Raw genomic sequence first — 20,757 nt, 5'->3', positions numbered from 1 at the left:
AGTCCGTGCAGGTCACGGGTGGGGGCGACAGGTTGCGTCAGAGGGAGGCGGCAGAATGACAAGTCGTATGGTCGGCTGAGCCGTGAGAGGAGCGACGAGCGTGGACGAGCTGACGCGGCGCGATCGCGCCGTGCTGGCCTTCGAGGCGCGGCAGTGGCGGACCCGCGGCGCCAAGGACGCCGCGATCCGTGAGGAGCTCGACCTCTCGCCGACCCGCTACACCCAGCTGCTCAACGCCCTGCTCGACCGCGAGGCGGCCCTCGCCTTCGACCCGGTGCTGGTCAACCGGCTGCGCCGGATCAGGGACGAGAAGCGAGCACGGCGCTGAGCGCCTCCAGCAGCGCCACGACACCCGGCGGGCCGGGGACGACGAGATCTGCCCGCTCCGCGAGCGCGGCCAGCGGCGGCTCGCCCGTCGTCGGCGCGCTGTAGCCGAGGACGCCCGGCCGCCCCGCGGCCCGAAGGTCCTCGACCGCGTCGTAGGCGGCCACGTCGCCCAGGTCGTCACCGATGTAGAGGACGGCCGCGGCCTTGCGCTCCTCCAGGAACGCCGTCAGCGCCGCGCCCTTGTCCACACCCGGTGGACGCAGCTCCAGCACCATCCGCCCCGGTTCGACCGCGAGCCCGTGCCGGGCCGCCAGCTCCCGCAGCGGCGCGTCCAGCGCCGCGAGCGTGCCGTCCGGGTCCGCCGTGCGGCGGGTGTGCACGGCGAGGGCGCGGCCCTTGTCCTCGATCCAGGTGCCCTCCGCGGCGCCGGCGCGTTCCAGCGCGCGCGGCAGCTCCGCGCGCAGGGCGGCGACGCCCGGGTGGTCGGCGGGGGCGTGCACCTCGCCGGTCTGCGCGTCCCAGCGCTCCGCGCCGTAGTGGCCGAGGATCGTCAGGTGCTCCAGCCCCGGCACGCCCGTGAACCCGCCGTACTCGGCGGCGAGCCCCGCCGGACGGCCGGTCACCACGACCACCGCGTCGAGCAGCGGCGCGAGCCGCCGCAGCGCGGGCACCACGCCCGGGTGCGCCCGCGCGGAGTCCGGGTCGGCGACGATCGGCGCCAGCACGCCGTCGAAGTCCAGGGCGACGACCGCGCGCCCCGGTTCGGCGCGCAGCGCCGCGAGCCCGGTGAGGCCCGCTTCGGTCAGAGGTGTGGGGATTCCTTCGGGGGTGCCCATGGCTACGACCATAACCAACCCCGGGTCGCTCCCACCGGAGCGTCCTCGCTGACGGTGGGTGAATGGACGGAGCCGCTCCACCCGTATGCGGAGCATAAGAGTTGCGCTCCTAGGCGGTAACCGTGCTGTCACGGCCGCTGACTGAGGGCCCGTCCAGCGCTATTTTCGCGACATCAAGGGGGGCGGACATGGAGTGGATTGTTCCGGGTTATCGGCATACCCGGGAACTGGGCGCGGGCGGAAGCGGTCGGGTGGTGCTCGCGCTGCACCAGGAGACCGGCACGCCGGTCGCCATCAAGTACCTCGGCGAGGAACTCCGGGACGATCCGGACTTCCTGACCGAGTTCCGCGAGGAGGCCCGGCTGCTGGGCGACCTCGACAGCGCGTACGTGGTCCGGCTCTACGAGTACGTCGAGGGCCCGGAGGGCGCGGCGATCGTGATGGAGCTGGTCGACGGCATCGCCCTGCGCGCGCTGCTCCGGCAGGCCGGGGCGACCGGCCCGGAGGCGGCGCTGGTCGTGCTCAGGGGCTCGCTGCTGGGGCTCGCCGCGGCGCACGCGCTCGGCGTGGTCCACCGCGACTACAAGCCGGAGAACGTGCTGGTCGCGGCGGACGGCTCGTCCAAGCTCGTCGACTTCGGCATCGCGGTGAAGTCGGGTGACGAGGGCGGCATCGCGGGCACCCCGCCGTACATGGCCCCCGAGCAGTGGACGGGCGACCCCGCGTCGCCCGCGGCGGACGTCTACGCGGCGACGGCGACCTTCTTCGAGTGCCTGACGGGCTCACGCCCGTACCCCGGTACGACCTTCGCCGAGCTCGTCGTCCAGCACACCACCGCCCCCATCCCGGACGAGCTCGCCCCGGAGGCGGTCCGCCCGCTGATCCGTCGCGGCCTCGCCAAGCACGCGGCCGAACGGCCGGAGAGCGCGGCGGCGTTCGTCACCGAACTGGAGTCGATCGCGGGCGCGGCCTACGGCCCGCAGTGGGAGGAGCGCGGCCGCAGGCGCCTCGCCGCGATGGCGGCGCTGCTGCCCCTGCTCTTTCCCTCGGCCGGTGGCGGCGGTGCGACCAGCGGCACCACGGCTCTGGCGAGCACCGCGCTCAGCACCGGCCGCCCGGTCCGGAGACCGGTCGTCCGGGGTGGCCGTCCGGTCCGGCGCATCCCGCGGAAGATCCTGGTCGGCGTGGGCGGAGGCATCGTCCTCGTCGGCGTCGCGGGTGGCGTCGCCCTGGCCGGCGCCAACAACAACCCCCCGAAGGCCACCGGCGGCCCGACCCCGGTCGCGGTCACCTCGATCTCCCCGAGCGCGAGTGGGAGCGGGACCACGAGCGCCTCGGCCTCGCCGTCATCCAGCCCGACCTCCTCGCCCTCGCCCTCGGCGTCCGCGAGCGCGAGCGCATCGCCGAGCACCAGTCCGTCGGCGTCACCGACCACGGCTCAGCCCACCACCGCGCCCCCGACCACGGCTCCGCCGACCTCGCCGTCGCCCACGCCCACGCCGCTCCAGGTCTCCAAGCTCTCGGACGTCTGGGGCTACAACGGGAGCACCCTGGCCCAGGTCATCTACGGCTACGCGACCACCAACACCACCGGGTCGTTCACCATGTCGGCGACCTGGTTCTACTACACCGTCTCGGGTGGTGAGCAGGTCTTCTCCCAGTCGACGAGGCCGCTGTCCGGGAGCACGAGCTACGGGCGGGTGCGCTTCGACTCGGGAACGCCACCGCAGGGCAACTGCCTCACCTACGGCGTCCATCTGACGACGAACCCGGCGGCGGCCAACGGGACCGTCACCGAGACCTGGAAGGGAACGTGCATCGGATGAGCACCGTCGGCGAACCCCAGGACTCCGTGCCCGCCGACGGCGGCACGATGCAACTCCGCGCGCAGCCGGAGGACGCACCGCCCGCTCCGCAGGACGCTGTGCCCGCCGAGCCGGACGTCGTTCCCACGGTGCGGCTGCCCGCCGAGCCGGAGGCCGTTCCCACGGTGCGGCTGCCCGGTGGGTCGGAGGCGGTCCCGACGCCGACGCTGCAACTCCCCGTGGAGCCGCAGGCGGCGCCCGCGCCCGCGCCGACCCTGGTGGTGCCCGTCGGTCCCACCATGGTGGAGCTCCCCGCGCAGCCGGCGGCCGCGCCGCAAGCCGCACCGGAGGTCACCGCCCCCGTTTCGGAGCCCGGGCTGATCCGGTTCGGGCCAGGCGTGCCGGACCCCAAGACCGCGCGGACGATCGCCGTCTGGAAGGGCGAGATCGTGCCCGAGCCGGAGGAGGCCGGGAAGAAGCGGCGCGGATGGCTGTTCTGGGTGCCGGTCGCGCTCGTCTTCCTCGCGCTGCTGTTCTGGTGGCTCGACGGCCTCCTCGCCCCGCCGCCGCTGCGGATCACGGGGGTGTCCGTGCAGGCCGCCCCGGCGACCGTCGGCTGCGGAGGCAAGGGCACCGTCGTCGCGACCGTCACCACCGACGGCCGCGCCGGGAGCTTCCGCTACCGCTGGACCCGCAACGACGGGACCGACAGCGGACTGCTCACGGAGACCGTCGCGGCGGGGACCCGGCAGGTCCAACTGCCGCTGATCTGGACCCTTTCCGGCCCGGGCACCTTCGCGGCCCGGGCGACCCTCCGGATCGAGGGACACCCGGGCCTCACCGGGGCGGCGGGATTCTCCTACGCCTGCGCGGGCTGATCGCCCCTCAGGGCGTGCAGCTGCTGCAGGAACCAGGCCGTCGGGGGCAGCGCGGTGCTCGCCTCCGCCAGGCGCCTGGTGCGGCCCGAGCGTTCCTCGGACGGCATGGTCAGCGCCGTGTGCAGGGCCTCCGCGGTCTGGATCACGTCGAAGGGGTTGACCGTCAGGGCGCTCTCGCCGAGCTCCGCGTGTGCGCCCGCCTCACGGGAGAGCACCAGGGCGACGCCCGCGTCGGAGACGACCGGGACCTCCTTGGCGACGAGGTTCATGCCGTCGCGGATCGGGTTCACCAGCGCCACGTCGGCGAGCCGGTACGCGGCCAGCGACCGCGGGAAGTCGTCGTTGACGTGCAGGATGACGGGCTGCCAACGCGCGGTGCCGAACTCGTCGTTGATCTCCTTCGCGGTGCGCAGCACCGCCTCCGTGTAGGCGCGGTACTCCGGCACGTCGGTCCGCGAGGGGTAGGCGAAGGCGATGTGCACGACCCGGTCGAGCCACTCGCTCCGGGTCCGCAGCAGATGCCGGTAGGCCTCCAGGCCGCGCACGATGTTCTTGCTCAGCTCGGTGCGGTCGACGCGGACGATCGTGCGCCGGTCGCCGACGGCCTCCCGCAGCGCGGCCAACCGGGCGTCCACGTCCGGTTGGTGGGCGCGGTCGCGGAGGAACTCGGCGTCCGCGCCGAGCCCGTGGACGCCGAGCCGGGTCGTGTGTCCGGCGTGGGTCACTGCCAGGTCCTCGGAGACGGAGGCCCCGAGCACCTCCCGGCAGCAGTCGGCGAAGGCCCGCGCCCAGCGCTCCGTCAGGAACCCGGCCCGGTCCGCGCCGAGGATCCCCTCCAGCACGTCGCGCGCCACGTCGTCCGGCAGCAGGCGGTAGTAGTCCGGCGGCGCCCAGGGCGTGTGGGAGAAGTGCGCGATGCGCACGTCGGGGCGGAGTTCGCGCAGCAGCCGCGGTGTCAGTGACAGGTGGTAGTCCTGGACGAGTACTGCCGCACCGGGCTCGGCACTCTCCGCCAGCGCGGCCGCGAAGGCGCGGTTGTACTCCTCGTAGGAGGCCCACTCGCGGCGGAACCGCGCGTCGAAGAGGGGCTTGGTCGGTGTGTCGTACAGGAGGTGGTGGACGAACCAGAGGGTCGAGTTGGCGATGCCGTTGTACGCGCGGGCGAACGTTTCCGCGTCGATGTCCAGCATGCGCACGTCGGGCTCGGTCAGGCCCTGCCGGGCGGCCGCGCGGTCGCCGTCGGAGAGCGCCGCGCAGACCCAGACGCTGCGCTGCTCGCTGCCGATCGCGGAGAGTCCGGAGACCAGTCCGCCGCCGCCTCTGCGTGGTGTCAGCGTGCCGTCGTCCTCGATGGTGAACGAGACGGGACCTCGGTTGGACGCGAGGACGACGGGGGCGGTGGTCGAAGCCATATCTGTCACCCTTGCCTCTCAGGGATGCGGGCAAACCTCCAGCCCCGCGGCGCGCCGTTGCGCCTGCAGGGCCGCTCGGGCCTGGTACTCGGGGAGAGAGGCCATCGGCGGACGCTCCACCGTGGCCACCTCCGTGCTGCTCGGGGTGAAGCCGTTCGCCGTGCGGGTGAACTGCACCAGCTCCGGGCGCAACAAGGTGTCTACGTCGGCGGCCTTGAGTCGCTCCAGAGCGGTGCGGTAGATGGTGGCCGCCATCCGGCCCAGTGCCTGGGCGTCCTGGTGCCGGTGGTGCCGCACGCCCACGTCCACCTGGGCCAGCGCGTCCAGACCGACCAGGCCCAGCGCGTCGACGAGCAGGCCGAGCTCCACGCCGTAGCCGGTGGGGAAGGGCAGCCGCTCCAGCAGCGAGCGCCGTGCCGCGTACTCGCCGCCGAGCGGCTGGACGAAGCCGGCCAGCAGCGGCCAGTGCAGGTTGAGCAGCGGCCGCGCCACCAGCTCGGTGACCCGGCCGCCGCCGGCCGGGATGGAGCCGGTCTCGGTGTCGAAGGGCCGGTCGTACATCGCCTTGACGAAGGCCACGTCCGGCTCGGTCAGCAGCGGCCCGACGATGCCCGAGACGAAGGCGGCGTCGAAGGAGCGCAGATCGGAGTCGATGAAGCAGACCACGTCGCCGCAGGTGGCCAGCAGCGAGCGCCACAGCACCTCGCCCTTGCCGGGCTCCGAGGGCAGGCCGGGCAGGATCTCGTCGCGGTGCACGACCCGCGCGCCCGCCGCGGCGGCCTCGTGCGCGGTGCGGTCCACCGAGCCGGAGTCGACCACCACCAGCTCGTCCACCAGCGGCGCGGCATCGACCAGATCGCGACGGATGGTGGCGACGATCTCGCCGACCGTCTCCTCCTCGTCCAGCGCGGGCAGCACCACGCTGACGGTCAGGCCGCTGCGGCGCTTGGCCTCCAGCAGCGCGGGCAGGGGTCGGTCGGCGGCGCTCCAGGAACGGCGGCGCAGCCAGTCCTCCACCTGGTCCAGCACGGGGCTCCTTCGGGTCGCGTCGGGGGGCGCGCGGGGTCACGGCGCTCGTCACCGTGCGCCGTCTCGCGTCTCGGACGGTAGTCGGCGCACGGTGGGGCTTCGGTTACAGTCTTGAGGACGAGGTGTGGTCATCGCACATTGGGGTCCCGCCTCGGACAAACGCGACGCGTCGGACACGCGCCGCCATAGCGCTCATCCAGAGGGACTGAGGGAACGGCCCGTTGATGTCCCGGCAACCCCCCTGCCACGCGACCCGCGTCCGAAGACGCGCGGTCCGGCCGGGAAGGTGCCAATTCCGGCCCGTGGCGAGACGCGCCCCGGGGAAGATGAGGAGAGAGGTTCTCGCCATCATGGCTTCTGTCAGCCAGTCTGTCGCACCCGACGCCTTCGGCCCCGCCGTCGCCCTGTCCTGTCGCGAGTGCGGAGCACGCACCCCCCTCGCCCCGAACTTCGCCTGCGCCGAGTGCTTCGGTCCGCTCGAGGTCGCCTACGAGCTCCCGGCCGGCGACCCGGAGGGTCTGCGCAAGCAGATCGAGAACGGTCCGAACAACATCTGGCGCTACGCCCCGCTGCTGCCGGTCTCCCCGGACGTGGCCGAGCGCCCGAGCCTGAACCCCGGCCTCACCAAGCTGGTCAAGGCGAACAACCTCGCCCGTGAGCTGGGCGTCACCGGCTCCCTCTACGTCAAGGACGACTCCGGCAACCCGACCCACTCCTTCAAGGACCGGGTCGTGGCCATCGCCGTCGAGGCCGCCCGCACCTTCGGCTTCACCACGCTCTCCTGCTCCTCCACGGGCAACCTGGCCGGCGCCGTCACGGCCGCCGCCGCCCGCACCGGGCTGCGCGCCTGCGTCTTCATCCCGCACGACCTGGAGGCCGGCAAGGTCGTCATGGCCGCGATCTACGGCGGCGACGTCGTCGGCATCGAGGGCAACTACGACGACGTGAACCGCTTCTGCTCCGAGCTGATCGGCGACCCGACCGGCGAGGGCTGGGGCTTCGTCAACGTCAACCTGCGCCCCTACTACGGCGAAGGCTCCAAGACGCTGGCCTACGAGATCTGCGAGCAGCTCGACTGGCGGATCCCGGACCAGCTGGTCATCCCGATCGCCTCCGGCTCCCAGCTGACGAAGATCGACAAGGGCCTCAAGGAGCTGATCGCCCTCGGTCTGGTCGAGGACAAGCCCTACAAGATCTTCGGCGCGCAGGCCGAGGGCTGCTCCCCGGTCTCCGCCGCGTTCAAGGCCGGCCACGACGTGGTCCGCCCGCAGAAGCCGGACACCATCGCCAAGTCGCTCGCCATCGGCAACCCGGCCGACGGCATCTACGTGCTCGACATCGTCCGCCGCACCGGCGGCGCGGTCGAGGACGTCAACGACGAGCAGGTGGTCGACGCGATCCGGCTGCTGGCCCGTACCGAGGGCATCTTCGCCGAGACGGCCGGTGGCGTCACCGTCGGCGTGCTGCGCAAGCTGATCGAGAGCGGTGCGCTGGACCCGGCCGCCGAGACCGTCGTGCTGAACACCGGCGACGGCCTGAAGACCCTGGAGGCCGTGGCGGACGCCGCCCGCCCGACCGCCGTCATCCGCCCCACCCTTGACTCGTTCCGAGAGGCAGGCCTCGCATGAGCGTCACCGTCCGCATCCCCACCATCCTGCGCACCTACACGGGCGGCAATGCCGAGGTGAGCGCCGAAGGCACCACCCTGGCCGAGGTGATCAAGGATCTGGAGGCCAACCACACGGGCATCTCCGCCCGCCTCCTGGACGACAACGGCAAGCTGCGCCGCTTCGTCAACGTCTACGTCAACGACGACGACGTGCGCTTCGCCGACGGCCTGGAGACGGCCACGTCGGACGGCGCGGCCGTCTCGATCATCCCGGCGGTGGCCGGCGGCTGCTGACCGTCACCGACGAAGAGCGGGGACACCCCTTACGGGGGTGGCCCCGCTCGTGTCATTTCCGGACGTTTAAGAGGAGTAGAGTGCTCCTGTCCCGTCCTGCGAGACGGTTGACGTGCTCTTTTTCATCCGGCGAATTGTCGGGATCGTCCGATATGCCCGGCCCGAATCGTTCTTATTCGCTGCCGCTCGCCGCTTATGTCTCATTACTCCCCGTAAGAATTTGCCGTCGAATGCTCTGTTGCTGAGGGCATCGGAGTGGATACATTCAGCGTCGGCCGAGCACCGGCACTGCACCCCGCAGCGTCCAGTCCGGCCCGGTCCGCGGTGTGCGGACCGTGAAAGGGCCAGCAATAGGGGAGTTTGGAATGGCTCAGGGCACCGTCAAGTGGTTCAACGCGGAGAAGGGGTACGGCTTCATCGCGGTCGACGGTGGTGCGGACGTGTTCGTCCACTACAGCGCGATCCAGATGGACGGGTACCGGGCGCTCGAAGAGGGCCAGCGGGTGGAGTTCGAGATCTCGCAGGGCCAGAAGGGCCCGCAGGCCGACATGGTCAAGGTCATCGGCTGAAACACCACTGGCTGACGGGCAGCGCTCGCTGACTGAATCAGGACCCGCACGAGCTCGTTCCAGACGAAACGATGCATCCACGCAGGTCTTCCGAAGGACCCCTGCCCCACCTGTGGGCAGGGGTCCTTCGTCTTGCTCGAGCGCCGCCGGTGAGCTGTCCCCAGCTTCGACCACCTGCTTGCACTCGAGGGGGTCGAGTGCTAATCATTGGCGTTAGCACTCTGAGGTAGAGAGTGACAACGGGCCGGGTCGGTGAGGCCCCGGGCGAGGCGGGACGGAACCGCCGAAGGCCGGAGCCGTCCGTCGCGGGCGCAGGCGCGGTCCGAAGCAGCCAGTCTGTCCAGGAGGACCGCTTCCATGGCCAAGATCATTGCGTTCGACGAAGAGGCCCGTCGCGGCCTCGAGCGCGGTATGAACCAGCTCGCCGACGCCGTCAAGGTCACGCTCGGCCCCAAGGGCCGCAACGTCGTTCTGGAGAAGAAGTGGGGCGCCCCCACGATCACCAACGACGGTGTCTCCATCGCCAAGGAGATCGAGCTCGAGGACCCGTACGAGAAGATCGGCGCCGAGCTCGTCAAGGAGGTCGCCAAGAAGACCGACGACGTCGCGGGTGACGGCACCACCACCGCCACCGTGCTGGCCCAGGCTCTCGTCCGCGAGGGTCTGCGCAACGTCGCCGCCGGCGCCAACCCGATGGCTCTGAAGCGCGGCATCGAGAAGGCCGTCGAGGCCGTCTCCGCCCAGCTGCTCGAGCAGGCCAAGGACGTGGAGACCAAGGAGCAGATCGCCTCCACCGCCTCCATCTCCGCCGCCGACACCCAGATCGGCGAGCTCATCGCCGAAGCGATGGACAAGGTCGGCAAGGAAGGCGTCATCACCGTCGAGGAGTCCCAGACCTTCGGTCTGGAGCTGGAGCTCACCGAGGGTATGCGCTTCGACAAGGGCTTCATCTCGGCGTACTTCGCCACCGACCTGGAGCGCATGGAGACGGTCTTCGAGGACCCCTACATCCTCATCGCCAACTCCAAGATCGGCTCGATCAAGGACCTGCTCCCGCTGCTCGAGAAGGTCATGCAGTCCGGCAAGCCGCTGCTGATCATCGCCGAGGACGTCGAGGGCGAGGCGCTCTCCACCCTGGTCGTCAACAAGATCCGCGGCACCTTCAAGTCCGTCGCCGTCAAGGCCCCGGGCTTCGGTGACCGTCGCAAGGCCATGCTCGGCGACATCGCGATCCTCACCGGTGGCCAGGTCATCTCCGAGGAGGTCGGCCTCAAGCTGGAGAACGCCGGTCTGGAGCTGCTCGGCCGCGCCCGCAAGGTCGTCGTCACCAAGGACGAGACCACCATCGTGGACGGCGCCGGCGAGAGCGACCAGGTCGCGGGCCGCGTGGCGCAGATCCGTGCCGAGATCGAGAACAGCGACTCGGACTACGACCGCGAGAAGCTGCAGGAGCGCCTGGCCAAGCTGGCCGGTGGCGTCGCCGTCATCAAGGCGGGCGCGGCCACCGAGGTCGAGCTCAAGGAGCGCAAGCACCGCATCGAGGACGCCGTCCGCAACGCCAAGGCCGCCGTCGAGGAGGGCATCGTCGCCGGTGGTGGCGTGGCCCTGCTCCAGGCCAGTGTCGCGTTCGAGAAGCTCGAGCTGGACGGCGACGAGGCGACCGGTGCCAACATCGTGCGCGTCGCGCTCGAGGCCCCGATCAAGCAGATCGCGACCAACGCCGGCCTCGAGGGCGGCGTCGTGGTGGAGAAGGTGCGCAACCTCCCCGCCGGTCACGGCCTGAACGCCGCGTCCAACGAGTACGTCGACCTGATCGCCGCGGGCATCATCGACCCGGCCAAGGTGACGCGCTCCGCGCTGCAGAACGCGGCGTCCATCGCCGCGCTCTTCCTCACCACCGAGGCCGTCATCGCTGACAAGCCGGAGAAGGCCGCGGCCCCGGCCGGCGGCGGCATGCCGGGCGGTGACATGGACTTCTGATCCTGACGGATCACGAACTCCTCCGGGCGGCCGCCCACCCCTCACAGGGTGGGTGGCCGCCTGCTTTTCGTTGCACCTCCCCGCACCGGGTGGTTGCTCGCGCCCACGCTGAGGGCACCTCCCCGCCGGAGGCTGCGAGACTGGAGCGATGGAGAACGCACTGGAAGCCGCCCTGCACGGGGCGCGGAGCGCGCTGCTCAAGGATCTGACCGTCAGGGACGTCGCGGACGCGGCGATCGTCTCGGTGCTGGAGGACGCGATCGCGCAGCGGCGGTGGTGGGTCGAGCAGTGGCCGGACGGTGTGGACTACCTGCTGGGTCTGGTCGCCCAGGACGTGCAGGACGCCCTGCTGGAGGGCTGGGGCCGCTGGCCCCTGTGCCAGGACTGCGCCGCCGACGGCGATCCGCACGCGCTCGCCGTGGAGCCCGAGCTGGGACCGGATCCGCACTGGGTCTGCGGCAAGGAGGGACGGGTCGTCGCGGCCGTCGGCGAGCTCGCGCCGTGATCCTCATCGACCCCCCGACCTGGCCCGGCCACGGGCGGCTCTGGTCGCACCTGGTCTCGGACCTCTCGTACGACGAGCTGCACGCGTTCGCGCGGCTCCTGGGTGTGCCGGAGCGCGGCTTCGAGCGGGACCACTACGACGTGCCGGAACGGCTCTACACGCAGGCGGTGGAGCTCGGCGCGGTCCCGGTGCGCAGCCGCGAGATCGTCGCCCGGCTCAGCGCCGCGGGCCTGCGGCGGCCCAAGCACCGCTAGCTAGCGCATCAGCTTCTGCGCGGTGAGCCACTCGCGCAGTTCCTCCAGCTGCACCTCGCTCAGCGCGCGGGCCGGTACGACCCGGGTGCGAACGGTCTGCGTGCCCTCGACGACGAGCCAGCCGCGCCGCAGCAGCACCCGGCGCACCGCGGGCCAGCGGACCTGGGTCGACTGGAACTGGTCCCGCATCGACAGGCCGACGTCGGTGAACCTGAGGTTCGTCGTCGCGCCCGGTCGGGGCAGATTGCGCAGCGCGTAGCGGGTGCCGTACACGGTCCAGGCGAGCGCCAGGACGCCGACCAGCGCGAGCGTGATGCGGGCCGGGTGCGCCGCTCCGGGCAACACCGCGACGGCCACCGAGGTGAGTCCCACCAGCAGCCCGGCGACGGCGTAGAGCCCGTGGCTGCGAAGCCAGTAACGGCGCGCCTCGCCGTGCTGGTACTCGAACTCTGCCTCGATATCCATGCACCCCACCCGGCGGTCCTAGGGACTCACGTAACGGGCGGCACCTTATCGCGCAACTGCGCCAACTCGGAACGCAGGTTCACTTCCGCACGGGGGCCGAAGGTGGTCTGGGCGGGGTGGGTCCGGTAGAGCGAGGGCTTCTTGGTGAGCAGCTGCTCCAGGATCGCGGCGCGGCCCTTGCGGAAGTCCTCCTCCGGCACGAACGCGTACTCGGCCCGGACGGCCGCCGCGTAGCCGGCGTAGACGTGCGGCGGTGCGCCGAGGACGGCGAGGTCCGCGTCGCACAGCACCTCGCCGTTGCGGTCGCCTGCTGCCGGGTCGTGCTCGGCGGTCAGCCGGACCAGCCGGGCCACCTCGGCGATCGCCTCGTCCGCGACGCCCAGCTCCGGCAGGACCTTCTCGGCCAGACGGGCGCTGCGCTCCTCGTTCTCGCTGCGGTCGGGGGCGTAGACCGCGTCGTGGAACCAGGCGGCGAGCCGGACCAGGTCGGCGTCGTCGGCGTGGCCGGCCAACCGGTCGATGACCTGCAGGGTCGCGGCCAGATGCCGCACCGTGTGGTACTTGCGCTGCGGCTCCGACCAGCGGCGCAGCAGCTGCTCCCCGTACGGCTCGGCCTCGGGTGTCGCGAAGAGCGCCGTCCAGCGGGCGAGCAGGTTCTCCGCGAGGGGTTGGTCGGGATGCGACGACTCGGACATAGAGCCATTGTGGTACGGACGGTGCCCGGTTCGCTGTCACACGGGTGCAAGAGTGGCGTCGCTGTCGCTGCGTGGCCGCGCAGGCTAGGGTGTCTACATTGGACTAGACCTGTTGTGCCGTTTTCGGAGCGGAACAGAGAGGCTGTACATGAGCGATCGGGCGATCTTCGAGGTCATCGCGACGTCCGCGGAGGACGCCGTCGCGGCCGCGGCGGGCGGAGCCGACCGCCTGGAACTCGCCGGCGAGATGGCGGCCGACGGGCTCACGCCGGACCTCGCCGAGTTCGCCCGGATCCGGGCAGCGGTCCACGTGCCGCTCCGCGTGATGCTGCGCGACGGCAACGGCTTCGTGGTGCGGGACCTCGACGGGCTCTGCGCCAAGGCGCAGGCGTTGCGCGCCGAGGGCGCGGAGGAGTTCGTCCTCGGCTTCCTCACCCCCGAGGGCGAGGTCGACCTGGCGTCCGTGCGCACCCTGCTGGAGGCGATCCCCGGCTGCAGTTGGACCTTCCACCGGGCCCTGGACAACGCGACCTCCCGCGAGGAGGTCCGCGCCGCGATCGACGGCCTGCCCGGCCTGGACACCGTCCTCACCGCGGGCAGCGCGGCCGGGGTGGCCACCGGCATGGACGTCCTCGCCCACGAGGTCGCCCAGGCCGGCGCGCCCGGCTACCGTCCCCGCATCCTCGTGGGCGGCGGCCTCAAGACCCAGCACATCCCGCGTCTGCGCGCGGCCGGCATCGACGGCTTCCACGTCGGCACGATGGTCCGCACGGGCTCCGGCTGGCACACCCCCCTCGACACCGGCCTCGTCCAACAGTGGCGCCGCCTGCTCGACGCCGAGCCCGTAGCCGCGTAGCCCTTCCTCCGGGCGCCGGATCAGCCGCACCCTCCAAGGGCGGACGAGCTCACGCAGGAGGTTGCACCCCCCCAGGGGCGCGAGGCTCGTACCGATATGCGGCTCCGCCGCGCGGGCGCGAGCGGGGGCGGACCGCCCCTTCAGGGTTACCCGAGTGCCTCGGGCAAGGGGCGGCTGTGGAGGACGTCCAGGCCGGAGACGGCGCGGGTGAGGCAGACGTAGAGGCGGCGGAGCCCCGTGCGGAGATCTGCCTCGCCGTCGATGATGGCGGCGGGTTCGTCCAGGACGACGTAGTCGTACTCCAGGCCCTTGGCGAGTGAGGCGGGGACGAGGGTGAGCCGGGTCTCCGTCGTGGTCTCGGTGCCGGGCGCGAGATAGCCGAGGCCCGCCGCGGTCAGCGCGGCGCCCAGCAGGGGGACGCGGGCGTCGGCCGCGATCAGGCCGATACTGCCCTCGTTGGCCAGCGCGTCATGGACCGCCGCCACGACGGAGTCGGTGAGCGCGGGCGGCGTCGCGGGAGCCAGCGCGGAGGCCGCGTCCAGCGCGTCCGCGTCCTCGGGCGCGGCGGAGCCGTCGACGCGGCGGATGGCGAGGGTGCCGACCGCGGTACGGATCGAGGTCGCGGGCGCCAGGTCCGGCGCAATCTGCGGCAGGAGCCGGGACGCGTAGTCGATGACCTCGCCGGGGACGCGGAAGCCGGTGGTCAGCTCCTCCACCCGGGAGCCCGGCTTGCCCAGGTGGTGCAGGGCGGTGGCCCAGGAGTCCGTGGACCACGGCGTCGTGCCCTGGGCGATGTCGCCCAGCACCGTCGCGGAGCCGGTGCTGCAGCGTCGGCCCACCGCCCGGTACTGCATGGGGGAGAGGTCCTGGGCCTCGTCGAGGACGACATGGCCCAGCGAGGACGTCCGCTCGACCAGATCCCGGGCCTCGTCGACGAGGACCGCGTCCGCGGGCGTCCACGGCGCGGTCTTGACGCCCTTGCCGGGCTTGGGCCAGAGCACCGTGGCCTGCTCCTCCGGCGTCAGCACGCCCTCCGCGCACTCGGCGAGGAACTCCGCGTCGGAGAGCAGGCGCAGCACCAGCTTGGCCGCGTCGACCGGCGGCCACAGCGCCTTGGCCGTCGCCTTGACGGCGGGGTTCCGGGCCACCGCGTCCTGGACGCGGTCGTCGGGGGCCTCGCCCGACTGCTCCATCTTCACCAGGACGGCGTGCGCGATCCGCTGCGGGAGCGCGGCCTGGGCCGCGCCGTAACGGATGTCACGGTCCATCAGCTCGCGGACGATCTCCTCCAGTTCGTAGGAGGCGACGCGCCAGCGGCGTGAGCCGCGGACCACGACGCAGCCCTCGGTCGGCATGGTGATGCCGGACCGGACGGCGCGGCGCAGCACCTCCGCCATCCGCGCGTCGCCCTTGATCCGCGCCGACGGCGCGCTGTCCGTGGCGCGCAGCGGGACGTGGGCGACGAGCTCCTCGACGGTGGCCTGGGCGACGTCCAACTCGCCCAGCGCGGGCAGGACCTGCTCGATGTAGTGGAGGAAGGAGCGGTTCGGGCCGATGACGAGCGTGCCGGTGCGGGCGAGGCGCTCGCGGTGGGCGTAGAGCAGGTAGGCGACACGGTGCAGGCCGACGGCGGTCTTCCCGGTGCCGGGCGCCCCCTGGACGCAGACCGTGCCGTGCACGTCGGCGCGGACGATCTCGTCCTGCTCGGGCTGGATGGTCGCCACGATGTCGCGCATCGGGCCCACGCGCGGGCGCTCGATCTCCGCCGCGAGCAGCGCGCTGGCGCCCGTCACCTCTTCGGGGTCGGTCAGGTGCTCGTCCTCGTAGGCGGTCAACTCGCCGCCGGTGTAGCCGAAGCGGCGGCGCAGCCCGATGTCCATCGGGTCCTTCTTGCTGGCCCGGTAGAAGGACTGGGAGACGGGCGCGCGCCAGTCGATGACCATCGGGTCGCCGTCGGCGTCGTGCACGTGGCGGCGGCCGATGTAGAAGCGCTCGCCCTCGCCGCCCTCCGCCAGATCCGCGCCCGGCGCGTGCAGGAAGTCGAGCCGGCCGAAGAAGAGCGGGGTGTCGGCGAGATCGGCCAGGGCCCTGATCCGGTCGTCGATCTCGCGGGCGAGGATCGCGGCGTTGACCCAGTTTCCGGTGACGTCACGGATGTCGAGCGCCTCGACGTCCTCGCGCATCGCGCGCAGCGCGGAACGGGAGGAGGCCAGGTGGGAGCGTTCGCGGTCGAGCGGGTTGGTGGGGATGGGACTGTGCGCAGGCACGGAGAAGCCTTCCCGGCTGCGGAGCACCGGGGGTGTCCGGCGCGCAGCGGTCTCAAAAGTCTGCGATGGAATTTGAGAGCCGCCCGGTTACCGTCCGGGCGGCGCCTCCCCACGTGCGTCCCCGGGGAGGCGGCAGACCGGACACCCTATACCTACGAACGACCGGGGAGCGAATCCTTTATTCAGGGGATATCAGGGGTAACCCTGACGCGAGGACGAGGCCGGGTCACCCTGCGGGATGATGCCGAAGGTCCCGCGGATTCGGCCGTTGGGCTGACGATTTCGCGGGGCTCGAAATCTACCTTTGAGACATGGCTACCGCACACATCGACCCCCGTCCCCGGACCAACCGTCCTCACGTCGTCGCCCGTGGTGCCACCAAGGTGGAGCGCCGCCCGCGCAACCCGATCGCGGCCTGCGCGCGCAGCGTCGGCATCTTCGCCTCCACGGCCTTCTCCGTCGTCGTCCTCGGGCACGACGGCCTGCCGGACGATCTCCTGAAGCAGAGCTGAGCCTCCGCTCAGCGCAGCAGCGTCACAGCACGTCGTCCGCGTCCACGATCCGGTAGGCGTAGCCCTGTTCGGCCAGGAACCGCTGCCGGTGCGCGGCGAAGTCCTGGTCGATGGTGTCCCGGGCCACGACCGAGTAGAAGTGCGCCATGTGCCCGTCCGCCTTGGGACGCAGCACCCGGCCGAGCCGCTGGGCCTCCTCCTGGCGGGAGCCGAAGGTGCCGGAGACCTGGATCGCCACCGTCGCCTCGGGCAGGTCGATGGAGAAGTTGGCGACCTTGGAGACCACCAGCACGCTGATCTCGCCCTCGCGGAAGGCGTCGAACAGCTTCTCGCGCTGCGCGTTGGTCGTCTCGCCCTTGATCACCGGCGCGTCCAGCGCCTCGCCCAGCTCGTCGAGTTGGTCGATGTACTGGCCGATGACGAGGGTCGGCGTGCCCCGGTGCTTCTCGACGAGTGCCTGGGTGATCCGGCGCTTGGTGGCCGTCGTCGCACAGAACCGGTACCGCTCCTCCGGCTCGGCCGTCGCATAGGCGAGCCGCTCGGAGTCGGTGAGCGTGACCCGCACCTCGCAGCAGTCCGCGGGGGCGATGTAGCCCTGCGCCTCGATCTCCTTCCAGGGGGCGTCGAAGCGCTTGGGGCCGATCAGCGAGAACACGTCGCCCTCGCGGCCGTCCTCACGCACCAGCGTCGCCGTCAGCCCGAGCCGGCGGCGCGCCTGCAGGTCGGCGGTGAACTTGAAGACCGGCGCGGGCAGCAGGTGCACCTCGTCGTAGACGATCAGGCCCCAGTCGCGGGAGTCGAACAGCTCAAGGTGCGGGTAGACGCCCTTCCGCTTGGTCGTCATGACCTGGTAGGTCGCGATGGTGACCGGGCGGATCTCCTTGCGGGTGCCGCTGTACTCGCCGATCTCGTCCTCGGTCAGCGAGGTCCGCTTGACCAGCTCGTGCTTCCACTGGCGGGCCGAGACCGTGTTGGTGACCAGGATCAGCGTGGTGGCCTTGGCCCTGGCCATCGCGGCCGCGCCGACCAGCGTCTTGCCGGCGCCGCAGGGCAGCACCACGACGCCGGAGCCGCCGTGCCAGAAACCCTCGGCGGCCTGCTCCTGGTAGGCACGCAGCTGCCAGCCGTTCTGGTCCAGCTCGATCGGGTGCGCCTCCCCGTCCACGTACCCGGCGGTGTCCTCGGCCGGCCAGCCCAGCTTGAGCAGCATCTGCTTGATCTGTCCGCGCTCGGAGGGGTGCACCAGCACCGTGTCCGGGTCGAGCCGCTGGCCGACCAGCGGGGCGATCTTCTTGGACCGCAGCACCTCCTCCAGCACGGGGCGGTCGGTGGCGGTCAGCACCAGGCCGTGCACCGGGTCCTTGGCGAGCCGCAGCCGGCCGTAGCGGTCCATGGTGTCCGCGATGTCGACCAGCAGCGCGTTCGGCACGGGGTAGCGCGAGAAGCGCACCAGCGCGTCCACGACCTGCTCCGCGTCGTGCCCGGCGGCCCGCGCGTTCCACAGGCCGAGCGGCGTCACCCGGTACGTGTGCACGTGCTCCGGCGCCCGCTCCAGCTCCGCGAACGGAGCGATGGCGCGCCGGCACTCCCCGGCGAGGTCGTGCCCGGTCTCCAGCAGCAGGGTCTTGTCGGACTGAACGATCAGCGGCCCGTCGTGCACGTGCGTCTCCTCCGGTACCGGGCGATGGCCAAACCCCAAGTGTCCCGCATTGCGCGCCGGACCGGAAAGCGCGAGCTGACGAACGCTGTGATGCGCGTCACGGGGAACGTCGGGCCGATACGGCTCCTCCCTTCCCACGAGAGACCCGACGAGAGTCGAGTCACGAGTGGAGGGGGAGCAAATGCACGCCTGGAAAGATTGGAAGAAGCGGGTCGTCCCGGCCGCGCTGGTGGGTGCGCTGGCCGGTGCGCTGGTCCTGCCGGGCGCGGGCCCGGCCGCTGCCGCAGCGGCCAGGCCCGCGCGAGCGGCGGTGCACGAGGCGTACGTCTCGATGGCGGGCGCCCGCGCCGCCGGGCCGGCGGACGCCCAGCGGGTGCACGTGCTGGAGGTGGGCCGGCCGCAGGCGCGGCAGGTCGTGGTGCTGGTGCCGGGGCAGTTCGGCGCGGCCGACGACTTCCGGGCGCTGGCGGAGGAGCTGGTGGCGCGGCTGCCGGACACACAGGTGTGGGCGGTCGACCGACGCGAGCAGGATCTCGCCGACCTGAGCGGCTTCCGCTCCGGGCCCGACGCCGCGGCGGCGTACTACCTCGGCGGGCACTACCGCGTGCAGACCCCGCAGACGGCCGCGTACGTCGGGCAGTGGGGGCTCGCCGTGGAGCTCGACGACCTGCGGCAGATCGTACTGGCCGCGCGGGACCATGGGCGGCACCAGGTCGTGCTGGGCGGCCACTCCTGGGGCGCGACGACGGCCCTGGCCTACGCCGCCTGGGACTTCGACGGCCGCCCCGGCTACCGGGATCTGTCGGGCCTGGTGAACCTGGACGGCGGCGTGCACGACGCCTTCGCCGGGCAGGGGGACGTGTACCGGCTCACCGCCGCGCAGGCCGCCGCCTGGCAGCGGCAGATCGCCGGCGGTGCGGTCTTCGACGGGAGTCTGGCCGCCGTCGCCGGGCGGCCGGAGACGCTGCAGATCCTGCAGCAGCTCGCCGGCGCCTACGCCGTCGCCGCGCCGGACGCTCCCTCGACGCTCGCCCCGCGGCTTCCGGCGCCGCTGCGCCCCAACCATCCGGTCAGCAACGCGGGCCTGATCACGTGGATGCTGGCGAGCCACCCGCTCGCCGCGGAGATGAGCATCAACCCCGCGTACACCCGCTCCGCGACGGCCGCACGGGCCCTGGCCGGGCCCGTGCCCGCCGCGCTGGAGTGGTACTGGCCGAACCGGCTCACGCTCGACCTGGAGGCCGCGGACCCGTTCCGCCCGACGCCGGCCGGCCGGCTGCTGGGGCTGCGGCTCTGGCACGCGGCGCAGATCGACGTGCCGCTGTATTCCTTCGCGTCCGGGCTCACCCATGGCACGGTGAACGCGGCCGCCCGCTGGGTGGTGGACCACTCCAGGATCCCGGCCGCGACCTTCGCGGAGAACGACGCCATGACGCACCTCGACACGCTCTGGGCGGCTCCTGGCCGGAGCACGGTGCTGAGCACGCTCGCGCCCTTCCTCGCCCGCCTCGACGAACGGTGACCACCGTGTCCGCGCCGTCTCCCACGTCACCGTCCCCGCCTCCGTCCCGGTCCGATTCCTCGGGGGCGGCCGGGCGGCGGGACGACCTCGCGCCGCTGGTCCGAGCCGCGCAGCGGGGGGATCAGTTGGCGACCGATCAGCTTCTGGACCGGCTCACGCCCTACATCGGCCGGCTCTGCGGGCCGATCGCCCTGGCGGACGGCCCTGACGCGGCCCAGGAGGCGCTGATCGCCGTCTTCCGGAACCTGCGTCAGCTCAAGGAGCCCGCCGCGCTCTTCGGTTGGGCGCGGGCGATCGCCGTCCGCGAGGCGGTGCGGGTGGCCCGGGCCGCCTCCCGCGACCTGCCGGCCGAGCTGGCCGACGTCCCCGCCCCCGGCGACCCGCAGCTGGCCGCGGACGTCCACGACGTGCTGGAGCGGCTCTCGCCGCACCATCGGGCGGTCCTGGTCCTGCGGGATCTGGAGGGCCTCGACGAACACGCCGTCAGCGCGCTGCTCGGGGTCCCGGAGCCCACCGTGCGCACCCGTCTCTTCCGGGCCCGGCGCCGTTTCAGGAAGGAGTGGGAAGGATGAACGACGACCTCCGCAGTGACGATGCCCGCGGCAGCGGCTGGCCGGTCGCGGAACTCGATCCGGTGCGGCGCCTGCGCGTCCTCGCCACGGCCGCGCCCGGCACCAGCTACGGCGAGCTGGTCCTGGACGTCCCGGTGGAGCAGGTGTGGACCCTGGCCACCGATCTGGAGCGGCAGATGCCGCTGCTGATCAACGACATCCGCACCTTCACCATCACCTCCACGGATGCCGAGGGCAGGCCGTTGGAGGCCGTCGCCCGCAGCCCGCTGGGCATGCGGGCCCGCTTCGACATCGTCATGGGGCCGGGCTCCTGCCTGATGCAGAGCCGCTTCCTGATCGGCGGCCTGGCGGCCACCGCCGAGAGCCACGACACCACGCGCTTCGGCTTCTTCGGCGGCCTGCGGATCCCCGGAGTGCGCCTGGTCGACCGCCTGCTCCACCCGTTCCTGCACCAGGGAGCGGTCGAGCGCTTCGCCGCGCAGTTCCGTTCCTGACCCCGCCCCGTGGAGGCAGCCGTGTCCGAGACCGTCACCCCCCAGCTCCGTCCCCTCCGTCACCGCGAGATCGAGGCCAACGGCACCACGTTCCACCTCGCGGAGGCGGGCTCCGGCGAGCCGGTGCTGCTGCTCGCCGCGTTCCCGCTCCACGCGCACACCTGGCGCCGCGCGGGTCGAGTGCGAGGACGTGGTGGTCCTGCGCCAGCAGCGGGA

At 72.2% G+C, this 20,757-nt stretch carries 21 protein-coding genes, 1 pseudogene and 1 riboswitch; of the genes and pseudogenes, 15 read left to right on the top strand and 7 right to left on the bottom strand.

Going from position 1 to position 20,757, the window contains the following annotated elements; translation table 11 throughout:
• Positions 1-100 precede the first annotated feature (100 nt).
• Positions 101-328: a DUF3263 domain-containing protein gene (locus DN069_RS23045; RefSeq protein ID WP_111503773.1), complete on the top strand. Its 228-nt coding sequence runs from the start codon at positions 101-103 to the stop codon at positions 326-328.
• Here DN069_RS23045 and otsB read toward each other — a convergent pair.
• Complete coding sequence (otsB, locus tag DN069_RS23040) at positions 300-1,163, bottom strand: trehalose-phosphatase (protein WP_111503848.1); 864 nt, start codon at positions 1,161-1,163, stop codon at positions 300-302. The two genes, DN069_RS23045 and otsB, sit on opposite strands and share 29 nt — an antisense overlap.
• Positions 1,164-1,351: 188 nt before the next feature.
• On the opposite strand from otsB, the gene DN069_RS23035 reads away from it, so the two are divergent.
• Both DN069_RS23035 and DN069_RS23030 read left to right on the top strand, forming a co-directional pair.
• Entirely contained in the window at positions 1,352-2,989 is a 1,638-nt protein-coding gene (locus tag DN069_RS23035; protein ID WP_111503771.1) for a serine/threonine-protein kinase, read from the top strand.
• Entirely contained in the window at positions 2,986-3,846 is an 861-nt protein-coding gene (locus tag DN069_RS23030; protein ID WP_111503769.1) for a hypothetical protein, read from the top strand. Before DN069_RS23035 ends, DN069_RS23030 begins: the two co-directional genes overlap by 4 nt.
• Here DN069_RS23030 and DN069_RS23025 read toward each other — a convergent pair.
• Positions 3,828-5,258: an alpha,alpha-trehalose-phosphate synthase (UDP-forming) gene (locus DN069_RS23025; protein WP_111503767.1), complete on the bottom strand. Its 1,431-nt coding sequence runs from the start codon at positions 5,256-5,258 to the stop codon at positions 3,828-3,830. The genes DN069_RS23030 and DN069_RS23025 overlap by 19 nt on opposite strands.
• Positions 5,259-5,276: 18 nt before the next feature.
• Positions 5,277-6,287 carry a glucosyl-3-phosphoglycerate synthase gene (locus DN069_RS23020; protein WP_111503765.1) on the bottom strand — a complete coding sequence of 337 codons (1,011 nt, stop codon included), beginning with the start codon at positions 6,285-6,287 and terminating at the stop codon, positions 5,277-5,279.
• A 189-nt stretch (positions 6,288-6,476) separates the two neighbouring features.
• A riboswitch (SAM riboswitch) is annotated at positions 6,477-6,620 on the top strand.
• Between DN069_RS23020 and thrC the strand changes: the two genes are divergently transcribed.
• The 6 genes from thrC to DN069_RS22990 all read left to right on the top strand — a co-directional run bounded on the left by thrC (position 6,614) and on the right by DN069_RS22990 (position 11,498).
• The gene (thrC, locus tag DN069_RS23015; protein WP_111503763.1) at positions 6,614-7,915 is read left to right on the top strand and encodes a threonine synthase; all 1,302 of its coding nucleotides are present in this window, start codon (positions 6,614-6,616) and stop codon (positions 7,913-7,915) included. Its footprint overlaps the riboswitch before it by 7 nt.
• A complete protein-coding gene (locus DN069_RS23010) occupies positions 7,912-8,190 on the top strand; it encodes a MoaD/ThiS family protein (RefSeq protein WP_111503761.1) in 279 nt (92 codons plus the stop codon). Before thrC ends, DN069_RS23010 begins: the two co-directional genes overlap by 4 nt.
• A gap of 365 nt (positions 8,191-8,555) precedes the next feature.
• Complete coding sequence (locus tag DN069_RS23005) at positions 8,556-8,759, top strand: cold-shock protein (protein WP_042453589.1); 204 nt, start codon at positions 8,556-8,558, stop codon at positions 8,757-8,759.
• Between the two features lie 357 nt (positions 8,760-9,116).
• The gene (gene groL / locus DN069_RS23000) at positions 9,117-10,739 is read left to right on the top strand and encodes a chaperonin GroEL (RefSeq protein ID WP_111503759.1); all 1,623 of its coding nucleotides are present in this window, start codon (positions 9,117-9,119) and stop codon (positions 10,737-10,739) included.
• Positions 10,740-10,887: 148 nt separating this feature from the next.
• Positions 10,888-11,244: a hypothetical protein gene (locus tag DN069_RS22995; RefSeq protein WP_111503757.1), complete on the top strand. Its 357-nt coding sequence runs from the start codon at positions 10,888-10,890 to the stop codon at positions 11,242-11,244.
• Positions 11,241-11,498 (top strand): DUF4031 domain-containing protein, encoded by a 258-nt coding sequence (locus DN069_RS22990; protein WP_111503755.1) that lies wholly within the window; start codon positions 11,241-11,243, stop codon positions 11,496-11,498. The genes DN069_RS22995 and DN069_RS22990 overlap by 4 nt, the downstream gene beginning before the upstream one ends.
• On the opposite strand, the gene DN069_RS22985 is transcribed toward DN069_RS22990, so the two are convergent.
• Together DN069_RS22985 and DN069_RS22980 are read right to left on the bottom strand one after the other, a co-directional pair.
• Entirely contained in the window at positions 11,499-11,963 is a 465-nt protein-coding gene (locus DN069_RS22985; protein ID WP_111503753.1) for a YcxB family protein, read from the bottom strand.
• Between the two features lie 26 nt (positions 11,964-11,989).
• Complete coding sequence (locus DN069_RS22980; protein WP_111503751.1) at positions 11,990-12,658, bottom strand: HD domain-containing protein; 669 nt, start codon at positions 12,656-12,658, stop codon at positions 11,990-11,992.
• A 148-nt stretch (positions 12,659-12,806) separates the two neighbouring features.
• Between DN069_RS22980 and DN069_RS22975 the strand changes: the two genes are divergently transcribed.
• The gene (locus DN069_RS22975; RefSeq protein ID WP_111503749.1) at positions 12,807-13,514 is read left to right on the top strand and encodes a copper homeostasis protein CutC; all 708 of its coding nucleotides are present in this window, start codon (positions 12,807-12,809) and stop codon (positions 13,512-13,514) included.
• A gap of 146 nt (positions 13,515-13,660) precedes the next feature.
• Here the strand turns inward: DN069_RS22975 and DN069_RS22970 are convergent, their stop codons facing one another.
• Positions 13,661-15,781, bottom strand: coding sequence for a HelD family protein (locus tag DN069_RS22970; protein ID WP_243639607.1), 2,121 nt, complete (start codon positions 15,779-15,781; stop codon positions 13,661-13,663).
• Positions 15,782-16,092: 311 nt separating this feature from the next.
• Between DN069_RS22970 and DN069_RS22965 the strand changes: the two genes are divergently transcribed.
• Complete coding sequence (locus tag DN069_RS22965; protein ID WP_111503747.1) at positions 16,093-16,293, top strand: hypothetical protein; 201 nt, start codon at positions 16,093-16,095, stop codon at positions 16,291-16,293.
• 22 nt (positions 16,294-16,315) lie between these two features.
• Here DN069_RS22965 and DN069_RS22960 read toward each other — a convergent pair whose 3' ends face one another.
• Entirely contained in the window at positions 16,316-17,953 is a 1,638-nt protein-coding gene (locus DN069_RS22960; protein ID WP_111503745.1) for a DNA repair helicase XPB, read from the bottom strand.
• A 181-nt stretch (positions 17,954-18,134) separates the two neighbouring features.
• On the opposite strand from DN069_RS22960, the gene DN069_RS22955 reads away from it, so the two are divergent.
• From DN069_RS22955 to DN069_RS22940, 4 genes and pseudogenes are all read left to right on the top strand, one after another.
• On the top strand, positions 18,135-19,475 hold the full coding sequence (locus DN069_RS22955) for an alpha/beta fold hydrolase (protein WP_243639605.1): 1,341 nt from the start codon (positions 18,135-18,137) through the stop codon (positions 19,473-19,475).
• Between the two features lie 125 nt (positions 19,476-19,600).
• Positions 19,601-20,047 carry an RNA polymerase sigma factor gene (locus DN069_RS22950; RefSeq protein ID WP_243639602.1) on the top strand — a complete coding sequence of 149 codons (447 nt, stop codon included), beginning with the start codon at positions 19,601-19,603 and terminating at the stop codon, positions 20,045-20,047.
• The gene (locus DN069_RS22945) at positions 20,044-20,541 is read left to right on the top strand and encodes a hypothetical protein (RefSeq protein WP_111503743.1); all 498 of its coding nucleotides are present in this window, start codon (positions 20,044-20,046) and stop codon (positions 20,539-20,541) included. Before DN069_RS22950 ends, DN069_RS22945 begins: the two co-directional genes overlap by 4 nt.
• Before the next feature lie 21 nt (positions 20,542-20,562).
• Positions 20,563-20,757, top strand: a pseudogene (locus tag DN069_RS22940) (hypothetical protein); the annotation flags it as partial.

Source organism: Streptacidiphilus pinicola (assembly GCF_003258295.1).
Lineage (GTDB): Bacteria > Actinomycetota > Actinomycetes > Streptomycetales > Streptomycetaceae > Streptacidiphilus > Streptacidiphilus pinicola.
The sequence above is the reverse complement of the archived record's forward strand: the minus strand, read 5'-3'. Positions and strand labels throughout refer to the sequence as shown.

Bases quoted from the DNA above. Each gene is read 5' to 3' on its own strand.
- otsB (WP_111503848.1), bottom strand. From the start codon at position 1,163: ATGGGCACCCCCGAAGGAATCCCCACACCTCTGACCGAAGCGGGCCTC.
- DN069_RS23035 (WP_111503771.1), top strand. From the start codon at position 1,352: ATGGAGTGGATTGTTCCGGGTTATCGGCATACCCGGGAACTGGGCGCG.
- DN069_RS23030 (WP_111503769.1), top strand. From the start codon at position 2,986: ATGAGCACCGTCGGCGAACCCCAGGACTCCGTGCCCGCCGACGGCGGC.
- DN069_RS23025 (WP_111503767.1), bottom strand. From the start codon at position 5,258: ATGGCTTCGACCACCGCCCCCGTCGTCCTCGCGTCCAACCGAGGTCCC.
- thrC (WP_111503763.1), top strand. From the start codon at position 6,614: ATGAGGAGAGAGGTTCTCGCCATCATGGCTTCTGTCAGCCAGTCTGTC.
- DN069_RS23010 (WP_111503761.1), top strand. From the start codon at position 7,912: ATGAGCGTCACCGTCCGCATCCCCACCATCCTGCGCACCTACACGGGC.
- DN069_RS23005 (WP_042453589.1), top strand. From the start codon at position 8,556: ATGGCTCAGGGCACCGTCAAGTGGTTCAACGCGGAGAAGGGGTACGGC.
- groL (WP_111503759.1), top strand. From the start codon at position 9,117: ATGGCCAAGATCATTGCGTTCGACGAAGAGGCCCGTCGCGGCCTCGAG.
- DN069_RS22995 (WP_111503757.1), top strand. From the start codon at position 10,888: ATGGAGAACGCACTGGAAGCCGCCCTGCACGGGGCGCGGAGCGCGCTG.
- DN069_RS22985 (WP_111503753.1), bottom strand. From the start codon at position 11,963: ATGGATATCGAGGCAGAGTTCGAGTACCAGCACGGCGAGGCGCGCCGT.
- DN069_RS22980 (WP_111503751.1), bottom strand. From the start codon at position 12,658: ATGTCCGAGTCGTCGCATCCCGACCAACCCCTCGCGGAGAACCTGCTC.
- DN069_RS22975 (WP_111503749.1), top strand. From the start codon at position 12,807: ATGAGCGATCGGGCGATCTTCGAGGTCATCGCGACGTCCGCGGAGGAC.
- DN069_RS22965 (WP_111503747.1), top strand. From the start codon at position 16,093: ATGGCTACCGCACACATCGACCCCCGTCCCCGGACCAACCGTCCTCAC.
- DN069_RS22955 (WP_243639605.1), top strand. From the start codon at position 18,135: ATGCACGCCTGGAAAGATTGGAAGAAGCGGGTCGTCCCGGCCGCGCTG.
- DN069_RS22945 (WP_111503743.1), top strand. From the start codon at position 20,044: ATGAACGACGACCTCCGCAGTGACGATGCCCGCGGCAGCGGCTGGCCG.